At 46.3% G+C, this 19,969-nt stretch carries 14 protein-coding genes and 4 tRNA genes; all 18 read left to right on the top strand.

Features of this window, described 5'->3' with window-relative positions:
* Positions 1 to 38 precede the first annotated feature (38 nt).
* Positions 39 to 629 carry a thioredoxin family protein gene (locus ACFS25_RS02535; RefSeq protein WP_381496827.1) on the top strand — a complete coding sequence of 197 codons (591 nt, stop codon included), beginning with the start codon at positions 39 to 41 and terminating at the stop codon, positions 627 to 629.
* 109 nt (positions 630 to 738) lie between these two features.
* Positions 739 to 2,754 (top strand): M13 family metallopeptidase, encoded by a 2,016-nt coding sequence (locus tag ACFS25_RS02530; RefSeq protein ID WP_381496826.1) that lies wholly within the window; start codon positions 739 to 741, stop codon positions 2,752 to 2,754.
* Between the two features lie 127 nt (positions 2,755 to 2,881).
* A complete protein-coding gene (locus ACFS25_RS02525; RefSeq protein ID WP_381496825.1) occupies positions 2,882 to 3,424 on the top strand; it encodes a hypothetical protein in 543 nt (180 codons plus the stop codon).
* Positions 3,425 to 3,538: 114 nt separating this feature from the next.
* A tRNA-Tyr gene (locus ACFS25_RS02520) sits at positions 3,539 to 3,621 on the top strand.
* Between the two features lie 12 nt (positions 3,622 to 3,633).
* Positions 3,634 to 3,706, top strand: a tRNA-Gly gene (locus ACFS25_RS02515).
* 32 nt (positions 3,707 to 3,738) lie between these two features.
* Positions 3,739 to 3,810: transfer RNA gene (locus ACFS25_RS02510), tRNA-Thr, on the top strand.
* A gap of 156 nt (positions 3,811 to 3,966) precedes the next feature.
* Positions 3,967 to 5,154, top strand: coding sequence for an elongation factor Tu (gene tuf, locus ACFS25_RS02505; protein ID WP_381496824.1), 1,188 nt, complete (start codon positions 3,967 to 3,969; stop codon positions 5,152 to 5,154).
* Positions 5,155 to 5,277: 123 nt separating this feature from the next.
* Positions 5,278 to 5,351 (top strand) — tRNA-Trp (locus ACFS25_RS02500).
* Positions 5,352 to 5,366: 15 nt separating this feature from the next.
* On the top strand, positions 5,367 to 5,558 hold the full coding sequence (gene secE, locus ACFS25_RS02495) for a preprotein translocase subunit SecE (RefSeq protein WP_012928967.1): 192 nt from the start codon (positions 5,367 to 5,369) through the stop codon (positions 5,556 to 5,558).
* A gap of 103 nt (positions 5,559 to 5,661) precedes the next feature.
* On the top strand, positions 5,662 to 6,222 hold the full coding sequence (nusG, locus tag ACFS25_RS02490; RefSeq protein WP_381496823.1) for a transcription termination/antitermination protein NusG: 561 nt from the start codon (positions 5,662 to 5,664) through the stop codon (positions 6,220 to 6,222).
* A gap of 149 nt (positions 6,223 to 6,371) precedes the next feature.
* A complete protein-coding gene (gene rplK, locus ACFS25_RS02485) occupies positions 6,372 to 6,815 on the top strand; it encodes a 50S ribosomal protein L11 (RefSeq protein WP_381496822.1) in 444 nt (147 codons plus the stop codon).
* 25 nt (positions 6,816 to 6,840) lie between these two features.
* Positions 6,841 to 7,539, top strand: a complete 699-nt coding sequence (gene rplA, locus ACFS25_RS02480) for a 50S ribosomal protein L1 (RefSeq protein WP_381496821.1) — start codon at positions 6,841 to 6,843, stop codon at positions 7,537 to 7,539.
* 3 nt (positions 7,540 to 7,542) lie between these two features.
* Complete coding sequence (gene rplJ, locus ACFS25_RS02475; RefSeq protein WP_381496820.1) at positions 7,543 to 8,076, top strand: 50S ribosomal protein L10; 534 nt, start codon at positions 7,543 to 7,545, stop codon at positions 8,074 to 8,076.
* Between the two features lie 57 nt (positions 8,077 to 8,133).
* Entirely contained in the window at positions 8,134 to 8,517 is a 384-nt protein-coding gene (rplL, locus tag ACFS25_RS02470; protein ID WP_381496819.1) for a 50S ribosomal protein L7/L12, read from the top strand.
* Between the two features lie 250 nt (positions 8,518 to 8,767).
* On the top strand, positions 8,768 to 12,637 hold the full coding sequence (gene rpoB / locus ACFS25_RS02465) for a DNA-directed RNA polymerase subunit beta (protein WP_381496818.1): 3,870 nt from the start codon (positions 8,768 to 8,770) through the stop codon (positions 12,635 to 12,637).
* Positions 12,638 to 12,724: 87 nt separating this feature from the next.
* The gene (gene rpoC, locus ACFS25_RS02460; protein ID WP_381496817.1) at positions 12,725 to 17,074 is read left to right on the top strand and encodes a DNA-directed RNA polymerase subunit beta'; all 4,350 of its coding nucleotides are present in this window, start codon (positions 12,725 to 12,727) and stop codon (positions 17,072 to 17,074) included.
* A 268-nt stretch (positions 17,075 to 17,342) separates the two neighbouring features.
* Positions 17,343 to 19,385 carry a hypothetical protein gene (locus ACFS25_RS02455; RefSeq protein ID WP_381496816.1) on the top strand — a complete coding sequence of 681 codons (2,043 nt, stop codon included), beginning with the start codon at positions 17,343 to 17,345 and terminating at the stop codon, positions 19,383 to 19,385.
* An 85-nt stretch (positions 19,386 to 19,470) separates the two neighbouring features.
* Positions 19,471 to 19,818: a winged helix-turn-helix domain-containing protein gene (locus tag ACFS25_RS02450; RefSeq protein ID WP_381496815.1), complete on the top strand. Its 348-nt coding sequence runs from the start codon at positions 19,471 to 19,473 to the stop codon at positions 19,816 to 19,818.
* The last annotated feature ends 151 nt before the right edge of the window (positions 19,819 to 19,969 follow it).

Raw genomic sequence — 19,969 nt, 5'->3', positions numbered from 1 at the left:
TTAACCTATGAACGTTATTACTTAAAACAACAGCACGTATGAACCGTCTGCTTCTCTTTTTCGCTGCTTTCGTTTTGCTCACAATAAGTGCATTTCGAACCACCTTGCCCACTGCACTGGTAGTAACCAAACCTAGTGACGAGCGTAAACATATTAAATGGCTGACCATCCAGGAAGCCTATGCCCTGACACAGAAAAAACCCAAGAAATTTGTGGTGGATGTTTATACTGACTGGTGCGGCTGGTGTAAGGTGATGGACCGCGAGACATTCTCGAAACCCGCTATTGTCGATTACGTAAACGAGAATTATTACGCCGTTCGATTCAATGCCGAGCAAACGGCAGATGTGACGCTGGGTAAACAGACATTTAAGTACATCAGCGGTGGTAGCCGGGGCGTTCATGAACTGGCCGCAGCCTTGCTGAAAAACCAGATGAGTTATCCTACGACAGTATTCTTAGACGAAAAATTCAATCTGATTCAGCCAATTGCCGGTTACCTGGAGCCACGAACCTTTCACCAGATCATTACCTACTTCGGTGAAAACTACCATCAGAAAGAACCATTCGACCAGTATAAAACAGGCACCTATAAAGAATTTCAGTCGGCATTGACGGCGAGTAAATAAACGAAAGATGAGTAGGAATACGGATAAATTAGCTAGACTGGCTGGTTTATCCGTATTCCTATTTTTAGTTAAATTTGCAGTCTTTCATCAATACAAACTAAACACCAACATGACAACACGAGTGGCTTTGTTTATAATCTTAGCTATAGGATTTATAGCCGCAGGAACCCAAAAGTTCATCGATCCTCAAAACATGGATTTGTCGGTGAAGCCGGGTGACAATTTTTATCAGTATGCCAACGGTAACTGGCTTCGTCAGAATGCTGTTCCAGCATCTAAAACATCGTGGGGCAGCTTTAATGAGCTTCGCGACAAGAGCCTGGATGCCATGAAAGTCTTGCTTGAGGATGCATCGAAAACGACTACAAAAGGCCGTTTATATCAAATGGTGGGCGATTATTACGTGAGTGGAATGGATAGTGCGACTATTGAAAATCGCGGTTTCGACCCTATCAAACCCGATCTTGCCCGGATTGAAAATGTCAATAACAAAGCTGCCTTCTTTAACGAATTAGCCTATCAGCGGACACAGAGTAATGGCATGCTGTTTGGCTTTTTTGTAGGCCAGGATCGAAAGAATGTTACGAAATATTTGCCACAATTTAGTCAGGGCGGCACTACACTCCCCGACCGCGACTACTATTTAAAAAATGACGCTCGTAGTTTAAAAATTCGTGATGCCTATCACGATAACCTGACTAAAATGTTTGCCCTGATTGGTGAGGAGCCAAATCAGGCATCGCAGGACGCTGATGTTATAATGCGTGTCGAAACAGCCTTGGCAAAAGCCCAACTACCTCGCGTCGCTCTCCGAGACCCATACAAAACGTATAACAAACTGACCGTTGCCGGTTTCACACAGCAGACGCCCGGCATCAATTGGGCGGACCAGTTAGCAAAATACGGTACGAAAGGGCAGGATACAGTGCTGGTGCAAAGTCCGGCCTTTTTCCGGTCGATCGATAGCTTAGTGGCGGCTACACCCATTGAAGATTTGCGTATCTATATGCGCTGGAACATACTTAAAGGAGCAGCGCCTTATTTGAGCAGCGCCTTTGTTAAGCAGAACTTTGCGTTCTCGAAAGTGCTGACCGGCCAGAAAGAACAAACACCACGCTGGCAGCGCGTCAGTAGTCTGATTGATGGCTCGCTTGGCGATTTATTAGGGCAACTATACGTTCAAAGCTATTTTAAGCCCGCAGCTAAACAGCGAATGCTAACGCTGGTTGATAACCTGGAAGCTTCGTATAAAGAACACATCAAAAACCTCGACTGGATGAGCGAGGATACCAAGAAGAAAGCCATTACGAAACTGTTGGCGTTTAAGCGTAAAATCGGTTATCCTGACAAATGGAAAAACTACGATGGCGTTACTATTGCCAGCAATGATTTTTACGGCAACGTAAAGTCAGCCAGCAAGTGGTCGTACAATTATATGATTAACCGCCTGGGCAAACCTGTTGACAAAACAGAATGGGGCATGACACCTCCAACGGTAAATGCCTATTATAATCCCGTTAACAATGAGATTGCGTTTCCGGCGGCCATCCTACAATTTCCGTTCTTCGATTTTGAAGCCGACGATGCCATCAACTACGGAGGTATCGGTGCAGTTATCGGGCATGAGATGACGCATGGTTTCGATGATTCTGGCCGTCAATATGATGCCGATGGAACACTACGCGATTGGTGGACAAAGACCGATGCTGAAAACTTTAAGAAACGGGCAGATCAGGTAAAGGATCAATTTTTCGGTTTTAAAGTTCTTGACTCTCTTAAAGTCAATGGCCAGCTAACCCTGGGCGAAAATCTGGCCGATCTTGGTGGACTAGCTATTGCTTATGACGCCTTCAAAAAAACGGCACAAGGAAAATCAAGTGGTAAGAAAAGTACGATTGATGGCTTCACACCCGATCAGCGTTTCTTTTTGTCCTGGGCACAGGTCTGGCGCATTAATATTTTACCAGAAACGGAGGCTCAACTTATCATGACCGATCCCCATGCACCGGGTCTTTATCGTTGCAATGGTCCCCTATCGAACATAGATGCCTGGTATCAAGCCTTCAACGTACAGTCTGGCGACAAAATGTATAAAAAGCCCGCTGATAGAATAAAGGTCTGGTAACGGGGGATTTATTTCAGTAAAATCACGCCTGCACTTGTTGGGCGTGATTTTACTGAAATTTTATCAGTGTAGATTTCACATCCGAAGCCAGAAAAATCAATGTCTACACCTCCTAACCACCTCTTTTATGCCTATTTCACGACTTCTTATACTCTTGCTTTTTTTTGCCGTATCGTGTCAGACTAAACCGAAGCAGGAAACGCAAACTACATCGACCACCGCCACAGCATCGGAAGATAGTGCGACGATACTGGCAAAACGACCCGGACCCGATGCACCTCGCACAGCGGCTGATCGTTTGGTGAGAGCACTCTACTTTGAGCACAACAAAACGGAAAATCCTATGCGGGAAACAAAAGACCGTTCTTTAATAGACCAGTTTTTTGCAAAACCCACCGCCGACCTTATATGGAGCGATGGTAAGAAATCATCAACTAAAGTAAATCGGTCGAAAATAAATTTGCTTTTTAACGCACCAGACGCAGCCATCAAAAAGATGTGGGTTTTGCCCGCTGTCATAGGAGGTTCAAGGGCAATCGTGTACGTAACATTCGAAAATGACGCTAAACCAGAAGAACTTAGAGTTGATATGCAGCGCTTAAGTGGTCGGTGGCGTATTACCGACATACTCTACCCGAATGGAAAGTTATTAACTCAATTGCTGCACTAAAAGCCACTTTCTATAAATTATTTTAAAGCATCTGTTGACAACATCGTAAAATCGTGTAATTTTGCAACTCCAAACCGGAAACGGTGCGGAAAATGTTCTTTAACAGTGTTTTTTGGGGAGTTTCCAGAGTGGCCAAATGGATCAGACTGTAAATCTGCTGGTGTACGCCTTCGGAGGTTCGAATCCTCCACTCCCCACAATAAATCTTTGCGGAAGTAGCTCAATTGGTAGAGCGATAGCCTTCCAAGCTATAGGTTGCGGGTTCGAGACCCGTCTTCCGCTCTAATGATTTGATTGAACACTGTTAAAGACATGCCGTTATAGCTCAGCGGTAGAGCACTTCCTTGGTAAGGAAGAGGTCCGGGGTTCAAGTCCCCGTAACGGCTCAAGGCTTCTTCGTGAAGTCTTTTTGACGGGGCCGCCCGTGCGGTATTAAGCCCAAATGGTATTAGTCCTCAAACGAGGATGATCCCGCTGGGTTTAGTTTATTTTCAGCGAGTTTCATCCAATAAAAAAACAGTTCACAATAGCGTTTTAAAAACATGGCAAAAGAAAATTTTGACCGCTCGAAACCGCACGTAAACATCGGTACGATTGGTCACGTTGACCACGGTAAAACGACGCTGACGGCTGCCATTACGAAAGTGCTGGCCGGAAAGGGTCTAGCCGCAATTCGGGATTTCTCCTCAATTGACAACGCTCCGGAAGAAAAAGAGCGTGGTATCACCATTAATACATCGCACGTTGAGTATTCAACGGTAAATCGTCACTACGCGCACGTTGATTGCCCAGGTCACGCCGACTATGTGAAAAACATGGTAACAGGTGCTGCCCAAATGGACGGTGCTATCCTTGTGGTAGCAGCAACGGACGGCCCAATGCCACAAACACGTGAGCACATCCTGCTTGCCCGCCAGGTTGGTGTGCCTCAGCTTGTTGTGTTCATGAATAAAGTGGACATGGTTGACGATCCTGAATTGCTTGAACTCGTTGAGATGGAAATCCGCGAGCTGCTAAGCTTTTATAATTACGATGGCGACAATATCCCTGTTATTCAAGGATCGGCGCTTGGCGGTCTAAACGGTGATGCACAGTGGGTTAAAACCATTGAAGAGTTGATGGATAGTGTTGATAGCTTTATCCCACTGCCTCCTCGTCAAACGGAATTACCTTTCCTGATGCCGGTAGAAGATGTATTCTCGATCACAGGTCGCGGTACAGTTGCTACAGGTCGTATCGAACGGGGTATTATCAACTCTGGCGAACAGGTTGAAATCCTGGGTATGGGTGCTGAAAACCTGAAGTCAGTTGTAACGGGTGTTGAAATGTTCCGGAAAATTCTGGACCGTGGCGAAGCCGGTGACAACGTAGGTTTGTTGCTTCGTGGTATTGAAAAAGCCGATATCCGTCGTGGTATGGTAATTTGCAAGCCAGGTTCGGTAACTCCGCATGCTAAATTTAAGGCTGAGATTTATGTACTGTCGAAAGAAGAAGGTGGTCGTCATACTCCATTCTTCAACAAGTACCGTCCACAGTTTTACTTCCGCACCACTGACGTAACGGGCGAAATTATGTTGCCTGCTAACGTTGAGATGGTAATGCCAGGTGATAACATCACGATTGAAGTAAGTCTGATCAATAAAATCGCTATGGAAAAAGGTCTTCGTTTCGCCATTCGCGAAGGTGGCCGTACTGTAGGGGCTGGTCAGGTAACAGAAATCCTCGATTAAGGTAAAATAACTCAAAACAAGTGCATTTCTCAACAGAAATGCACTTGTTTTTTGAAAATGTTTCGTACTTTTGCAGTCCGTTTCGGAAGCACGCCGATACGGACGTTTTTGTAATTATAACAAACGGGTGTAGTTCAAGGGTAGAATAGCGGTCTCCAAAACCGTTGATGGGAGTTCGAATCTCTCCACCCGTGCCAATCCCTCACTTTAATATGGACAAGTTTATATCGTTTCTGAAAGCCTCTTGGGAGGAAGTTCAGCACAACGTGACTTGGCCTAAATTCAGCGATCTGCAATCCAGTTCAACGCTGGTACTGGTAGCATCGCTGATTTTTGCGCTATTGGTCGGTCTAATAGATTTAGTATTTGAGAACGGACTGAACGCATTTTATCAGTCATTCTAAATTGATTTACGAGATACGGTTTACAAAGTACGATTTTATCGGCTTTGCAGATCACAAATCGTAAACCATAACGGGGGCCGCCCACGCGGTCGCAAATAATAACATGAGCGGCATACAGTGGTACGTCATACGGGCAATATCGGGGCAAGAGAAGAAAATCAAATCTTATCTCGATAACGAAATTATCCGGCAGAAGTTGGACGAAGTAATTCCGCAAGTTCTTATTCCGGCAGAAAAGGTGTACGAAATGCGCAACGGCAAGAAGCGTGTTCGGGAAAAATCATTTTTCCCTGGGTACATCTTAATTTCGGCTGATCTGGGTAATAACCGGGCCCTCGACATGATTCTGAATATGCCGGGAGTATTGGGATTTTTGGGTAATTCGCAAGTAGGAACCACCTCTAAAGTTCCCGTTCCGTTACGTCAGGCCGAAGTGAATCGTATTTTGGGTAAAGTACACGAAGAAGCGCAGGAAGTTGCTACGCCAACCGTTGCTTACATCAAAGGAGAATCGGTAAAAGTTGTTGATGGACCCTTTGGTGGTTTCATTGGCACTGTAGAAGAAGTATTCGACGACCGAAAGAAAGTAAACGTCGTTGTAAAAATATTTGGCCGGAATACACCGGTAGAACTCAGTTACGCGCAAGTAGAAAAGGAAAATTGATTTTATATCAGTTTCCGTGATCCGGCGTCCTATGCTTCCCTCAGAGGACAAACGATCAAAACAAGTTGGTTTATTATGAAGGAACACGGACCGGTTATGTGACTGACCCCCATGCAACGTAAGTTTTAAACCGTAACTCAATTATCACAATGGCAAAAGAAGTAGGTGGCTACGTAAAGCTGCAAGTCAAAGGCGGGCAAGCCAACCCCTCACCTCCAATTGGTCCGGCACTGGGTTCCAAGGGTTTAAATATCATGGAATTCTGTAAGCAGTTCAACGGTCGGACGCAGGATAAGGTGGGTACGGTACTGCCTGTTTTGATTACGTATTATAAGGACAAATCCTTTGATTTCGTTATCAAGACTCCGCCGGCACCGATTCTGCTGTTGGAAGCAGCTAAGCTGAAAAGCGGCTCTGCTCAACCAAACCGCAACAAAGTGGGCTCTGTATCATGGGAGCAAATTCGGACTATCGCGGAAACAAAGATGCCCGATTTGAACGCCTTTACGGTGGAGTCAGCAATGAAGCAGGTGGCCGGTACGGCCCGCAGTATGGGAATCACGGTGACGGGCACAGCGCCCTTCGAGAACTAATAGACTTGCCGAAGCAAACACAGACATGGCTAAGTTAACGAAAAAACAAAAGGAAGCTAAATCGAAGTACGATGCTGCTAAAGAATACTCGCTCCAACAGGCGGCTGAGATTCTGAAGGAAATTTCGTCCGCTAAGTTTGATGCTTCCGTGGATATTGACGTTCGGTTGGGCGTTGACCCGCGTAAGGCCGACCAGATGGTTCGTGGCGTCGCTACGCTTCCACATGGTACGGGCAAAAAGATTCGCGTTTTGGTGCTTTGCACCCCAGACAAGGAAAACGAAGCGAAAGAAGCAGGTGCTGACTACGTAGGTCTGGATGACTATATCCAGAAAATCGAACAAGGCTGGACTGACATCGACGTGATTATCACGATGCCGAGTGTCATGGCTAAAGTTGGTCGCCTAGGTAAAGTGCTGGGTCCACGCGGATTGATGCCAAACCCGAAATCGGGTACGGTAACTCCCGACGTAGCGAAGGCTGTTCGTGAGGTGAAAGCGGGTAAAATTGACTTCAAAGTTGATAAAACCGGCATCATTCACACCAGTATTGGTAAAGTATCGTTCACGCCAGAGAAACTGGCCGAAAACGCGCAGGAGATCATGGCTACATTAATGCGACTGAAGCCTTCATCGGCTAAAGGAACGTATGTAAAAACGATTAACCTGTCGAGCACAATGAGTCCGGGAGTAACGATTGATAAAGGCACAGTAGCCGGAATTTAAGCCATGAAGCGCGAGGACAAAGGAGTAATTATTGAGGAATTAACTGGCAAGTTCCAGTCTATTCCCTTCTTCTACATCACGGAGGCCAATGGCATGACGGTTGCTGAAACCAACAACCTTCGTCGGATGTGTTTTGAAAGAGGTATTGAGTACAGAGTGGTGAAAAACAGTTTCATCAAGAAAGCACTTGAAACCCTCGATACGGATTATACGCCGTTCAACGATACGGTGCTGCATGGTCAGTCGGCGGTGATGTTTCACCCTGAAAATGGCAAAGCACCGGCTAAGCTTATTAAGGAGTTCCGTAAAACGAGCGACAAGCTGCAACTAAAGGCTGCCTCTATTGATTACAGTCTATTTATTGGTGCTGACCAACTTGATATGCTCATCGCACTGAAGAGCAAAGAAGAGTTGATTGGCGAAATCATCGGTCTGTTGCAATCACCTGCCAAAAACGTCATTTCGGCGTTGCAAAGCGGTGGCAACAAATTGGCCGGTATCCTCAAAACGCTGTCGGAGCGCGAGGAAGCAGCTTAGTTTTTCCGGCATCTAATTTTCAATATTGTATCACAATCAAATAAAAAAAATACTACAATGGCAGATTTGAAAGCGTTCGCGGAGCAGCTTGTAAGCCTGACAGTTAAGGAAGTTAACGAACTGGCTACCATCCTGAAGGATGAGTATGGTATCGAACCGGCTGCTGCCGCTCCCGTAATGGTAGCTGGTGGTGGTGCAGGCGCTGATGCTCCGGCTGCTGTCGCTGAGAAAACTTCGTTCGATGTCGTTCTAAAGTCGGCTGGTGCTGCTAAGCTGGCTGTCGTGAAATTAGTTAAAGACCTGACAGGTCTGGGTCTGAAAGAAGCCAAAGAATTGGTTGACAACTCACCCAAACCAGTTAAAGAAGGTGTAAGCAAAGACGAAGCGGAAGCCCTGCGCAAGCAACTTGAAGATGCTGGTGCTGAAGTAGAAGTTAAGTAAGCAGATAGCTCTTTCGCATATCGCTCCAGGCAGGGGAGGCCAGACCAACGTCTGGTCTTTTCCTGTTTGGAGACTTTTTGTCTAAGCTATTGCAAAAGACAAACTTATTTATATTGCCTTATGTTGTCTATTTACGCCCCTTGGGTTGGGTAACACCCGGGGCCTGAATAGCCGCTTAGTTCGAGTGCCGTGGCAAATCTTCGCAACGCACTCATTGAGAATCGGTTACGCAACTAAACGAAGCACAATCTTGGCGACAAACGCGAAAATCAGTACGCGCAAAAATTTTGCGACGATTCAGCCAGTGATTGGGTATCCAGACTTTTTGGATATTCAAGTTAAATCCTTCAAAGATTTTTTCCAGCTTGACACCCCTTCCAACCAACGGTCGGAAGAAGGCTTGTTCAAAGTTTTTCAGGAAAATTTCCCTATTTCAGACTCACGCGAGAACTTCAAGCTGGAGTTCATCGACTATTTAGTTGATCCGCCGAAATACTCGGTTGATGAATCTATTGACCGGGGTCTGACGTATTCGGTACCTTTGAAAGCGAAACTGCGCCTGACGAATAATGATCCTGATAATGAGGATTTTGAAACGATTGAGCAGGAAGTATTCTTAGGTAATATTCCATATATGACCGAGAAAGGCTCGTTCGTCATTAATGGAGCAGAACGTGTAATTGTTTCGCAGTTACACCGTTCGCCGGGCGTGTTCTTCTCTATGAGTAAGCACACAAACGGGACCAAACTTTATTCGGCTCGGATTATTCCATTTAAGGGGTCCTGGATTGAATTCTCAACTGACGTTAACAATGTCATGTACGCGTACATTGACCGGAAAAAGAAATTCCCGGTTACAACGCTGTTACGGGCTATTGGCTTTGGTTCAGATAAAGACATTCTGGATTTGTTCGGTCTATCGGAAGAAGTACCAGCAACGCCTGCCAACCTGAAAAAGGCCATTGGTCGTCGGTTAGCAGCTCGGGTACTACGTACATGGACGGAAGACTTCGTAGATGAAGATACGGGCGAAGTAGTGTCCATCAGCCGAAATGAGGTGCTCCTGGAGCGCGACTCAGCTATCACGGCTGACGACATTGATGTTATTACAGAATCGGGTCAAAAATCAGTCATCCTGCATAAGGAAGATATGAACATGGCCGATTACAACATCATTTACAATACGCTGCAAAAAGATAGCTCCAACTCTGAAAAAGAGGCTGTGGAGCAAATCTATCGGCAGCTTCGGAACGCCGACGCACCTGATGAGCAAACAGCTCGTGAGATCATTCAAAGTCTGTTCTTCTCAGACAAACGGTATGATCTTGGTGATGTAGGACGTTACCGAATTAACAAAAAACTTGGTCTCGATATTTCGTCGGAGATGAAGGTATTGACCACAGAAGACATTGTGTCTATTGTGAAATACCTCATTGGTCTGATTAACTCGAAAGCCGTTGTCGATGATATTGATCACCTTAGCAACCGACGTGTTCGGACGGTAGGGGAACAATTATATGCACAGTTCGGTGTCGGTTTGGCTCGGATGGCCCGGACGATTAAAGAACGGATGAACGTACGGGACAACGAGGACTTCAAACCTGTTGATCTTATTAATGCCCGTACGCTGTCGTCGGTTATTAATTCGTTCTTCGGAACGAACCAGTTGTCGCAGTTCATGGACCAAACTAACCCATTAGCCGAGGTGACGCACAAGCGTCGTATGTCGGCACTGGGACCGGGTGGTCTGTCGCGCGAGCGGGCTGGTTTTGAGGTTCGTGACGTACACTACACCCACTATGGTCGTCTGTGTACTATCGAAACGCCTGAGGGTCCGAACATTGGGTTGATTTCATCACTTTGTGTCTATGCTAAAATTAACAGCATGGGATTCATCGAAACACCGTATCGGATTATCGAAAACGGTAAGGTAGCGATGGATAAGCCGGTGATGTATTTAACAGCCGAAGAGGAAGATACCCACTACATTGCGCAGGCTAACGCAGGCATCGACAAAAAAGGAAACTTCACTGTTGATCGGTTGAAAGCCCGTTTTGAAGGTGACTTCCCGATAGCTGAACCGCAGAATGTAACCTTCATGGATATTGCTGCCAATCAGATTGTATCGGTAGCTGCTTCCATGATTCCGTTCCTTGAACACGATGATGCTAACCGTGCCCTGATGGGTTCGAACATGCAACGTCAGGCTGTGCCCCTACTCCGTCCCGAAGCACCTATTGTTGGTACGGGTCTGGAAGGTCGTGTAGCTGTTGATTCGCGGACATTAGTAATCGCCGAAGCTGATGGTGTAATCGAGTTCGTTGATGCGAGCAAGATTATTGTTCGGTATAGCCTCGATGAGGATCAGTTGGCAATTACGTTCGATGAAGATCGGAAAACATACAACCTTATCAAGTTCCGTCGTACTAACCAGGACACATGCATTAACATTCGACCAACTGTCCTGAAAGGCCAGAAAGTGAAGAAGGGTGATGTGCTGTGTGAAGGTTACGCAACACAAGCTGGTGAGTTGGCACTTGGCCGGAACATGAAAGTAGCGTTCATGCCTTGGCAGGGTTACAATTTTGAGGATGCCATCGTGATTTCAGAACGCGTTGTGCGTGAAGATATCTTTACCTCGATTCACATCGAAGAATTTGAGCTGGAAGTACGTGATACGAAACGGGGCGAAGAGGAATTAACCTCCGAAATTCCGAACGTAAGCGAAGAAACAGTTCGCAACCTTGACGAGAACGGTATCGTTCGCGTAGGTACAGAAGTGAAAGAAGGTGACATTCTTATCGGTAAAATTACGCCGAAGGGTGAAAGTGATCCGACACCAGAAGAAAAACTTCTCCGTGCCATCTTTGGCGACAAAGCCGGTGATGTTAAAGATGCTTCCAAAAAAGCACCACCATCGCTGAAAGGAGTCGTGATTGATACCAAGTTGTTTGCGCGTCCGGCCAAAGAAGATCGGGGTAAGCACAAAGATGAGGTAAAAGCGTTGATGAAGAAGTACGGTCGTGAGTTGAACGACTTCCGTGCCCGGATGATCGAAAAAATGGTTTCGCTGTTAGATGGTAAAATCAGCGCGGGTACCAAACATAAGTTTGGTGATGAGATTGTGAGCAAAGGAGTGAAGTTTAACCGTAAAAACATTACGGATAACCTCTTTCCAGATCGCAATGCATACCGTGATGAAAGTAGCTACGCCGTGCCAGAAGAAGCCAATCTGCTCTTCGACATGAATCTTGAAAACTGGACGGAAGATGAAAAGCTGAACCATATGATCGTTTCATTGGTAAAAAGCTATAACAATCGTCGCAGTGAAATCACAGGTCGGTTTAAGCGTGAGCGGTTTACACTTGAAGTTGGTGATGAATTACCGGCGGGTATCGTGAAGTTGGCCAAAGTATATATCGCCAAGAAGCGTAAGCTGAAAGTTGGGGATAAAATGGCTGGTCGTCATGGTAACAAAGGAGTAGTTGCCCGGATTGTACGCGATGAAGATTTGCCGTTCCTTGAAGATGGAACCAAAGTCGATATCGTATTGAATCCGCTTGGCGTACCATCCCGGATGAACCTTGGTCAGATTTATGAAACTGTGCTAGCTTGGGCAGGTCAGAAATTAGATCGTAAGTATGCAACACCGATTTTCGATGGCGCAACAGAGCAACAGGTAGCTGACGAATTAGACGAAGCAGGTCTTCCATCGTTCGGCCGTACATACCTCTACAATGGTTTGACGGGTGAACGGTTCGACCAGCCTGTAACAGTCGGCATTATTTATATGCTCAAACTCGGCCACTTAGTGGACGACAAAATGCACGCTCGTTCAATTGGACCTTACTCACTTATTACACAACAGCCGTTGGGTGGTAAGGCGCAGTTTGGTGGTCAGCGGTTCGGTGAGATGGAAGTGTGGGCGTTAGAAGCCTTCGGGGCATCGCATATACTACAGGAAATTCTTACTGTGAAATCCGATGACGTGGTTGGCCGTGCTAAGGCGTATGAGGCTATCGTGAAAGGTGAAAATCTGCCGAAGCCAAACATTCCGGAGTCGTTCAATGTACTTGTACATGAATTGCGTGGTCTTGCACTTGAAATTACATTAGAGTAGTCGATAGTCATCAGTCGGTAGCGTTGGTTAAAAACTAACGACTACGGCTGATGACTACGATTGATTTTAACCTATAATCTCCAACCAATGTCGTTCAAAAAGAACAAAAAGCTCAACAGCGACTTTGCCAGCGTGACGATCAGTCTGGCATCGCCGGAGTCTATTTTGGAGAGTTCCTACGGCGAGGTAACACAGCCGGAGACGATCAACTACCGGACCTACAAACCCGAAATGGGTGGCTTGTTCTGCGAGCGCATCTTCGGGCCAGTGAAGGACTGGGAGTGTCACTGCGGTAAATACAAACGGATTCGCTATAAAGGCATTATCTGTGACCGTTGTGGTGTTGAAGTAACCGAGAAAAAGGTTCGCCGGGAGCGTATGGGCCACATCGAACTGGTGGTACCTGTGGCGCATATCTGGTATTTCCGCAGCCTACCTAATAAAATTGGGTATCTGCTAGGTCTCTCGACCAAAAAACTCGACCAGGTTATCTACTACGAACGTTACGTAGTTGTGCAGGCTGGTGTAAAAGCGGAAGACGGTATCAACCAACTTGACTTCTTAACAGAAGACGAGTATCTGGATATTATTGACAAATTACCAGGTAACAATCAGCACTTAGACGATAAAGACCCAAACAAATTCATCGCTAAGATGGGGGCTGAAGCGCTGGAAATGTTGTTGTCGCGGGTAGAGTTAGACGAATTATCGTATTCTCTACGCCACGCTGCTGCAACCGATACGTCGCAGCAACGTAAGGCTGAAGCGCTGAAACGGCTGAAAGTTGTGGAAGCGTTCCGGGAAGCCAATGGCCGTATTGAAAACCGCCCTGAGTGGATGGTTATCAAAATGGTGCCGGTTATTCCGCCTGAATTACGTCCGCTCGTCCCACTTGATGGTGGCCGTTTTGCTACGTCTGACCTAAACGATTTGTATCGTCGGGTAATTATTCGGAACAACCGTCTAAAGCGGCTTATCGAAATCAAAGCTCCTGAAGTAATTCTCCGTAATGAAAAACGGATGTTGCAGGAAGCTGTCGATTCGCTGTTTGACAACTCACGTAAGGTAAACGCCGTGCGTTCGGAAGGTAACCGTGCGTTGAAGTCGCTGTCCGACATGTTGAAAGGTAAGCAAGGTCGTTTCCGGCAGAATCTGCTCGGTAAGCGCGTTGATTACTCAGGTCGTTCGGTTATTGTCGTTGGTCCTGAATTGAAATTGCACGAGTGTGGTTTGCCGAAAGATATGGCGGCTGAATTATTCAAGCCGTTTGTCATTCGCAAACTGATTGAACGCGGTATTGTCAAAACAGTTAAGTCGGCGAAGAAAATCGTTGACCGGAAAGACCCTGTTATCTGGGACATTCTGGAAAACGTGTTGAAAGGCCACCCTGTTCTGCTAAACCGTGCGCCAACGCTTCACCGTCTAGGTATTCAGGCGTTCCAGCCGAAACTGATTGAAGGTAAAGCTATTCAGTTGCACCCACTCGTTTGTACAGCTTTCAACGCTGACTTTGACGGTGACCAGATGGCCGTTCACGTGCCGCTGGGCCAAGAAGCCATATTAGAAGCGTCGTTACTGATGCTTGCATCGCATAACATTCTGAACCCTGCCAACGGTGCGCCAATTACGGTACCATCGCAAGACATGGTGTTAGGTTTGTATTATGTGACTAAGGGCCGCAAGAGCATACCTGAGTATCCGATTGTGGGTGAAGGCATGACGTTCTACGGTACTGAGGAAGTTATCATTGGTATCAACGAAGGTAAAGTTTCCAAACACGCCAATATCAAGTGCCGGGTGAGAGTCCGGGATGAAAGTGGCGAGATGGTTTACAAAGTCATTGATACGGTTGCAGGTCGGTTGTTGTTCAACCAGGCTGTACCGGAGGAGGTTGGTTATATCAACGAACTTCTAACCAAGAAAAAACTTCAGCAAATCATTGCCCTGATCTTTAAGATTTCGGGTGGTGCACGGACAGCTCAATTCCTGGATGAAATCAAAGAACTTGGGTTCCAGATGGCATTCAAAGGTGGTCTATCCATTGGTCTGAGCGATGTTATGATTCCTGAAGCCAAACAGGGTCTTGTTGATGAAGCGAAAGCTGAAGTGCAGGCTGTTTGGGATAACTACCTGATGGGTCTGATTACGGAGAATGAACGCTATAACCAGGTTATTGACATCTGGACGCGTGTGAACTCCCGGTTAACCGAGACGCTGATGAAGCAACTCGAAGCTGATCAGGGTGGGTTTAACTCGATCTATATGATGATGCACTCGGGAGCGCGTGGTTCGCGGGAGCAGATTCGTCAGTTAGGTGGTATGCGGGGTCTGATGGCCAAGCCGCAGAAAAACCTGCAGGGCTCAGTCGGTGAGATCATTGAAAACCCGATTTTGTCGAACTTCAAAGAAGGTCTTGACGTATTGGAGTACTTTATCTCGACACACGGTGCGCGGAAAGGTCTGGCCGATACAGCTCTGAAAACAGCTGATGCTGGTTACCTGACTCGTCGTTTGCACGATGTAGCCCAAGATGTTATTATCAGCGAAGACGATTGTGGTACGCTACGCGGCCTGCAAGTATCGGCACTGAAAGACAACGAGGATATTGTTGAGCCATTATCAGAACGGATTCTGGGCCGTACTACGGTTCACGATGTTTATGATCCGCTCACGAAAGAGTTGATTGTTGCTTCTGGCGAGTTAGTAACGGAAGAAGTAGCTGCTCAAATTGACGAAACAAGCATCGAGACGGTCGAAATCCGGTCGGTACTGACATGCGAATCGCGGCAGGGTGTTTGCGCCAAGTGTTATGGTCGTAACCTAGCATCGGGACGCATGGTAGACATTGGTGAAGCTGTAGGTGTAATTGCCTCACAGTCAATTGGTGAACCAGGTACTCAGTTAACCCTCCGTACTTTCCACGTAGGTGGTACTGCTTCTAACATTGCAGTAGATGCGTCGATCAAGGCGAAATTTGATGGCGTGATCGAGCTTGAAGAAATGCGGACGGTTGAATCGGCTGATGGTGAAGGTAACACGCAAACGGTCGTTATGGGCCGTTCGGGTGAGGTTCGAATTGTGAATCCAAACGACCGCGCTGTCGTGCTGATTAGCAATAACGTGCCTTATGGAGCATTCCTTCGAGTGAAAGACGGTGATACGGTGAAGAAAGGCGACGATATTTGCGCCTGGGATCCTTATAACGCCGTAATTCTATCGGAATTAACGGGTACGCTGAACTTTGACGCTATTGAAGACGGTATTACGTACCGTGAGGAGTTCGATGAACAAACCGGCTTCCAGGAGAAGGTAATTATCGAAACCCGTGATAAAGCGAAAAACCCGGCCATTATCGTACAAGGTACAACGACGCTAACGCTGCATTTACCTGATAATGAAGGTGGTCCATTGCAAAAGAGTTATAACCTTCCGGTTGGATCTCGTCTTGTTGTGAAGGAAGGCCAAAAAATCAGAGCTGGTCAGCCATTGGCAAAAATTCCACGTAACGTTGGTAAAACCCGCGACATCACGGGTGGTCTACCACGTGTAACGGAATTGTTTGAAGCCCGTAATCCGTCGAACCCGGCTGTAGTAAGCGAAATTGATGGTGTTGTTACGTATGGTGCTATCAAGCGTGGTAACCGTGAAATCTTCATCGAATCCAGAGATGGTACGAAGAAGAAGTACCTCGTACCTCTGTCTAAATTTATCCTTGTACAGGATAATGACTTTGTGCGGGCCGGTGCTCCACTATCTGATGGTGCCATTACGCCAAGCGACATTCTGGCTATCAAAGGACCGACAGCTGTTCAGGAATATCTGGTAAATGAAATTCAGGAAGTATATCGTCTGCAAGGGGTGAAAATCAACGATAAGCACATTGAAGCCATTGTTCGGCAGATGATGCAGAAAGTTGAAATCATCGACTCTGGCGACACTAACTTCCTCGAAGGTCAGGTTGTGGATAAGTGGTCTTTCCGCGAGGAGAACGATAAAGTCCTTGATGCTAAAGTGGTTATGGACGCTGGTGATTCACCAAACGTTAAACCAGGACAGATTCTGACGAGCCGTCAGCTACGTGACGAGAACTCCAGTCTGAAACGTCGTGATTTAGGTCTTGTGACCGTTCGCGACGCAATGGCCGCCGTTTCGCAGCCAACGTTGATGGGTATCACGCAGTCGTCGTTAGGCACCGATAGCTTTATCTCGGCAGCTTCCTTCCAGGAAACGACGAAGGTATTGAGCGAGGCTTCGATTCGTGGCAAGCGTGACGTACTCGATGGTCTGAAAGAAAACGTTATTGTGGGTCACCTGATTCCGGCTGGTACAGGCCTTCGCCGTTACCAAACCGCAATTGTTGGTTCCAAAGACGAACTGGAAACGATTACCGAATCGCGTGAACAGTTTGCCCGTAGCAAAAAGAAAGCTACTGCATAATCGTTGCAATAGATTTATAGTATGTGTAAAGCCGCCCCGGTCATTTCTGACCGGGGCGGCTTTTTGTTGTAGTATTCAGCCAGGTCTAAATTAGTGATAACGATAGGCAAGTGTATAGTCATGAGTACCTCTAATAGAGAAATTGGTAGATATAAAGATCTTTTTTAAGGTGTATATGGACGTTTCTCATCAAAAATAAATGGTGTTTTAATGGTTAGTAAACGGCAATATATTACATTCCATACATTGAGACATCAATCTAATTTCTGTGCAACCTAGCCGCTCACAGTCTTTTACGCAGCAAGTCAGAAACTACATAATTGCGTTCTACCAGACGCAGCGAAACGCTTTTGTGCTTATTATCACATTACTCATTTCGCTATACATTCTGACTGTTCCTGATCAAGCTGCTGACATGATTAATGCTGTAATTGACGACGGCGTTTTTCATAGTCTTTTTCAATACATTGTGCTTAGTACGTTCGTCTGGAGCTGGGTTGTCTATGGCAGTACACGCATGATTCTGCATATTTCGCCTGTTGGATTGCGCATTAACAACGAATGTAATTTACTACTTCGATGGCTACCCAAAGTCGGGGGTGTAATTCCGGCGTTGATTCTGGCCTACGCTTTTTGGCAACCTGACCATTGGCAACCCTACCTGTTACTACTCGAAGGTGGACTGATGCTAGTTCTATTTCTGTGGGTCGAACAGCACGTATCCGTTTTTATACTACCAGAACACTGGCGCTTTCCAGACCGCTATACCAGTTTTAAACAAGACATTCGAATGCTCTGGCGGCATCCTCTTGGTCGATTGGTTGTTTCGGCCGGGTTACTGCTGACCGTTTTTCTAATTGCCCTGTTGAGTTTACCTGTCGAATGGGGAATAGCTAAACGACTACGACCCACCGCCATTATCATTTTTGGCATCACGATGTACACTTTCTGGGGAAGCCTTGTGGTTTATTTCAACGACTACCGCTATAGGCCACTCGTGTTGCTGGTGTTCTTTTATTTGATTGTGATTAGTGCTTTTAATGACAATACGACTGTTCGACAGGCTATTGATTCATCAGTGCCACCTATCTCGCAACGCCCAACAGTCGAAGCTCATTTTGCCCAATGGGTAGCTGCCCGACGACAGGAGGAAGGTGATACCATTCCATTAGTGCTGGTTGCGGCCGAAGGTGGTGGTATCCGCGCCTTAAACTGGACTGCCGAAACACTTATTCGGTTGGATTCTATCATTCCAGGTTTCAGTCGTCATGTGTATGCGCTTAGTGGCGTATCAGGCGGGGGCGTCGGAACGGTTTTTTATACAGCCTTCCTGCGCGATGTGGCCGAAACCGAACGGACGGGCCGATTTGAGCAGTTTAGAAAGGTAATACGTGATGATTATTTATCAGCGGTATCATCCGCTTTGCTCTTCCCAGAATCCATTCAGCGGCTTGTGCCCGTACCACTGCCCGCGCTGGAGCGCGCCAAATGGCTCGAAGATTCCTGGTCTGGTTCCTATGGAGACAATCTTGGTTTACGAACACTCGACTCGTCGCTGACGCAATTGTATCAGACGTATAACGGCTATAACTACAACTTACCTTCGTTGTTGCTGAACGGAACGCTCGCAGAATCGGGTCAGAAAATCATCACATCGAACCTACAACTCGATCCGCGTTATTTTAAAAATGTAGTATCAACGCTGGACGTAATAGGGACTGATGTTCCCCTCAAAACAGCCGCGTCGCTATCTAGCCGTTTTCCAATAGTAACCAACGGTGGCCTGATTCAGAAAGACACAATTCTGGGCAATGGTCGTGAAAAGCATTATGGGGGGCATGTAGTTGATGGTGGTTATTTTGACAATTCGGGTGTCGAAACCTGTATTCAACTTATAAATAACCTTGTTCCTTCAATTCGGCGGCTAGATACGGTTGAACGAGTTGTAATAATTCCCTACATTCTCTTTATTCAGAACAGCAACACTATTGGCAGACTACCGCAGAAGCGATCTATATTGCAGGAAGTCCAGGTTCCACTACTGGCTTTTTTTAATGCCTGGGATAATGGTTCCACTACCCGCGACAATATGTTCAACTCGTTCATGGACCGCTTTACTAACCCTAAAACCAACTACCTGACATTACGACTAGCCTATAACGATAAATACCCACTAGGCTGGTTTATGTCCGATAGTGTTGCCCGAAGCATAGGTCAGCAGGCAAAAGACTCTATTAGCCTCAAGAACAAAGAGTTGGTGAAATTGAAAAGCGCATTCCGGCGCATGAGAGTGATTCGGGTAACGCAGTAGCAAAATAAGTGAAAGCAAGGCGCCTTGTCCAACAAGTCTCTACTCTGTTGTACTTTAGCCGTTTAAACAACTTTCTGTTTCTGGCATGAATCTCCGCATAAACGGCCGCATCTGGCTTGAGACAATATCCAACGACTCAGCTGAACGATTTATGGGCATTGGCCGGCTGGAATTGTTAGGCCATATTGAGCGTACTGGTTCTATTAATCAGGCAGCGAAAGCCATGAAAATGTCTTATAAACGAGCTTGGGAGATGGTCCATTCGATGAATGTACAGGCCGACTTTCCATTGGTAACAACCCAAACCGGGGGCGAAAAAGGTGGTGGAACAGTTTTAACGCACGAAGGCGAAAAATACCTTATCCATTACCAAGCGTTACAAGAGCGGTTTCAGAAATTCCTGGCTGACGAACTAGCTAATCTTCCTACCTAATAGCCCTTAATGTATCGTTATGTGATACGATACGATCTTATATTGTTATCTTTCACTAGGAGTAACGATCGTCTATAAAACAATTATCCTTACTATTCTTCTTAACAAGTCAGGCAGTCATAGCTACGTTGGAGGTTTTTACTACGCTACA

Origin of the sequence: Spirosoma flavum (genome assembly GCF_042686045.1) — a bacterium.
Lineage (GTDB): Bacteria > Bacteroidota > Bacteroidia > Cytophagales > Spirosomataceae > Spirosoma > Spirosoma flavum.
The sequence above is the reverse complement of the archived record's forward strand: the minus strand, read 5'-3'. Positions and strand labels throughout refer to the sequence as shown.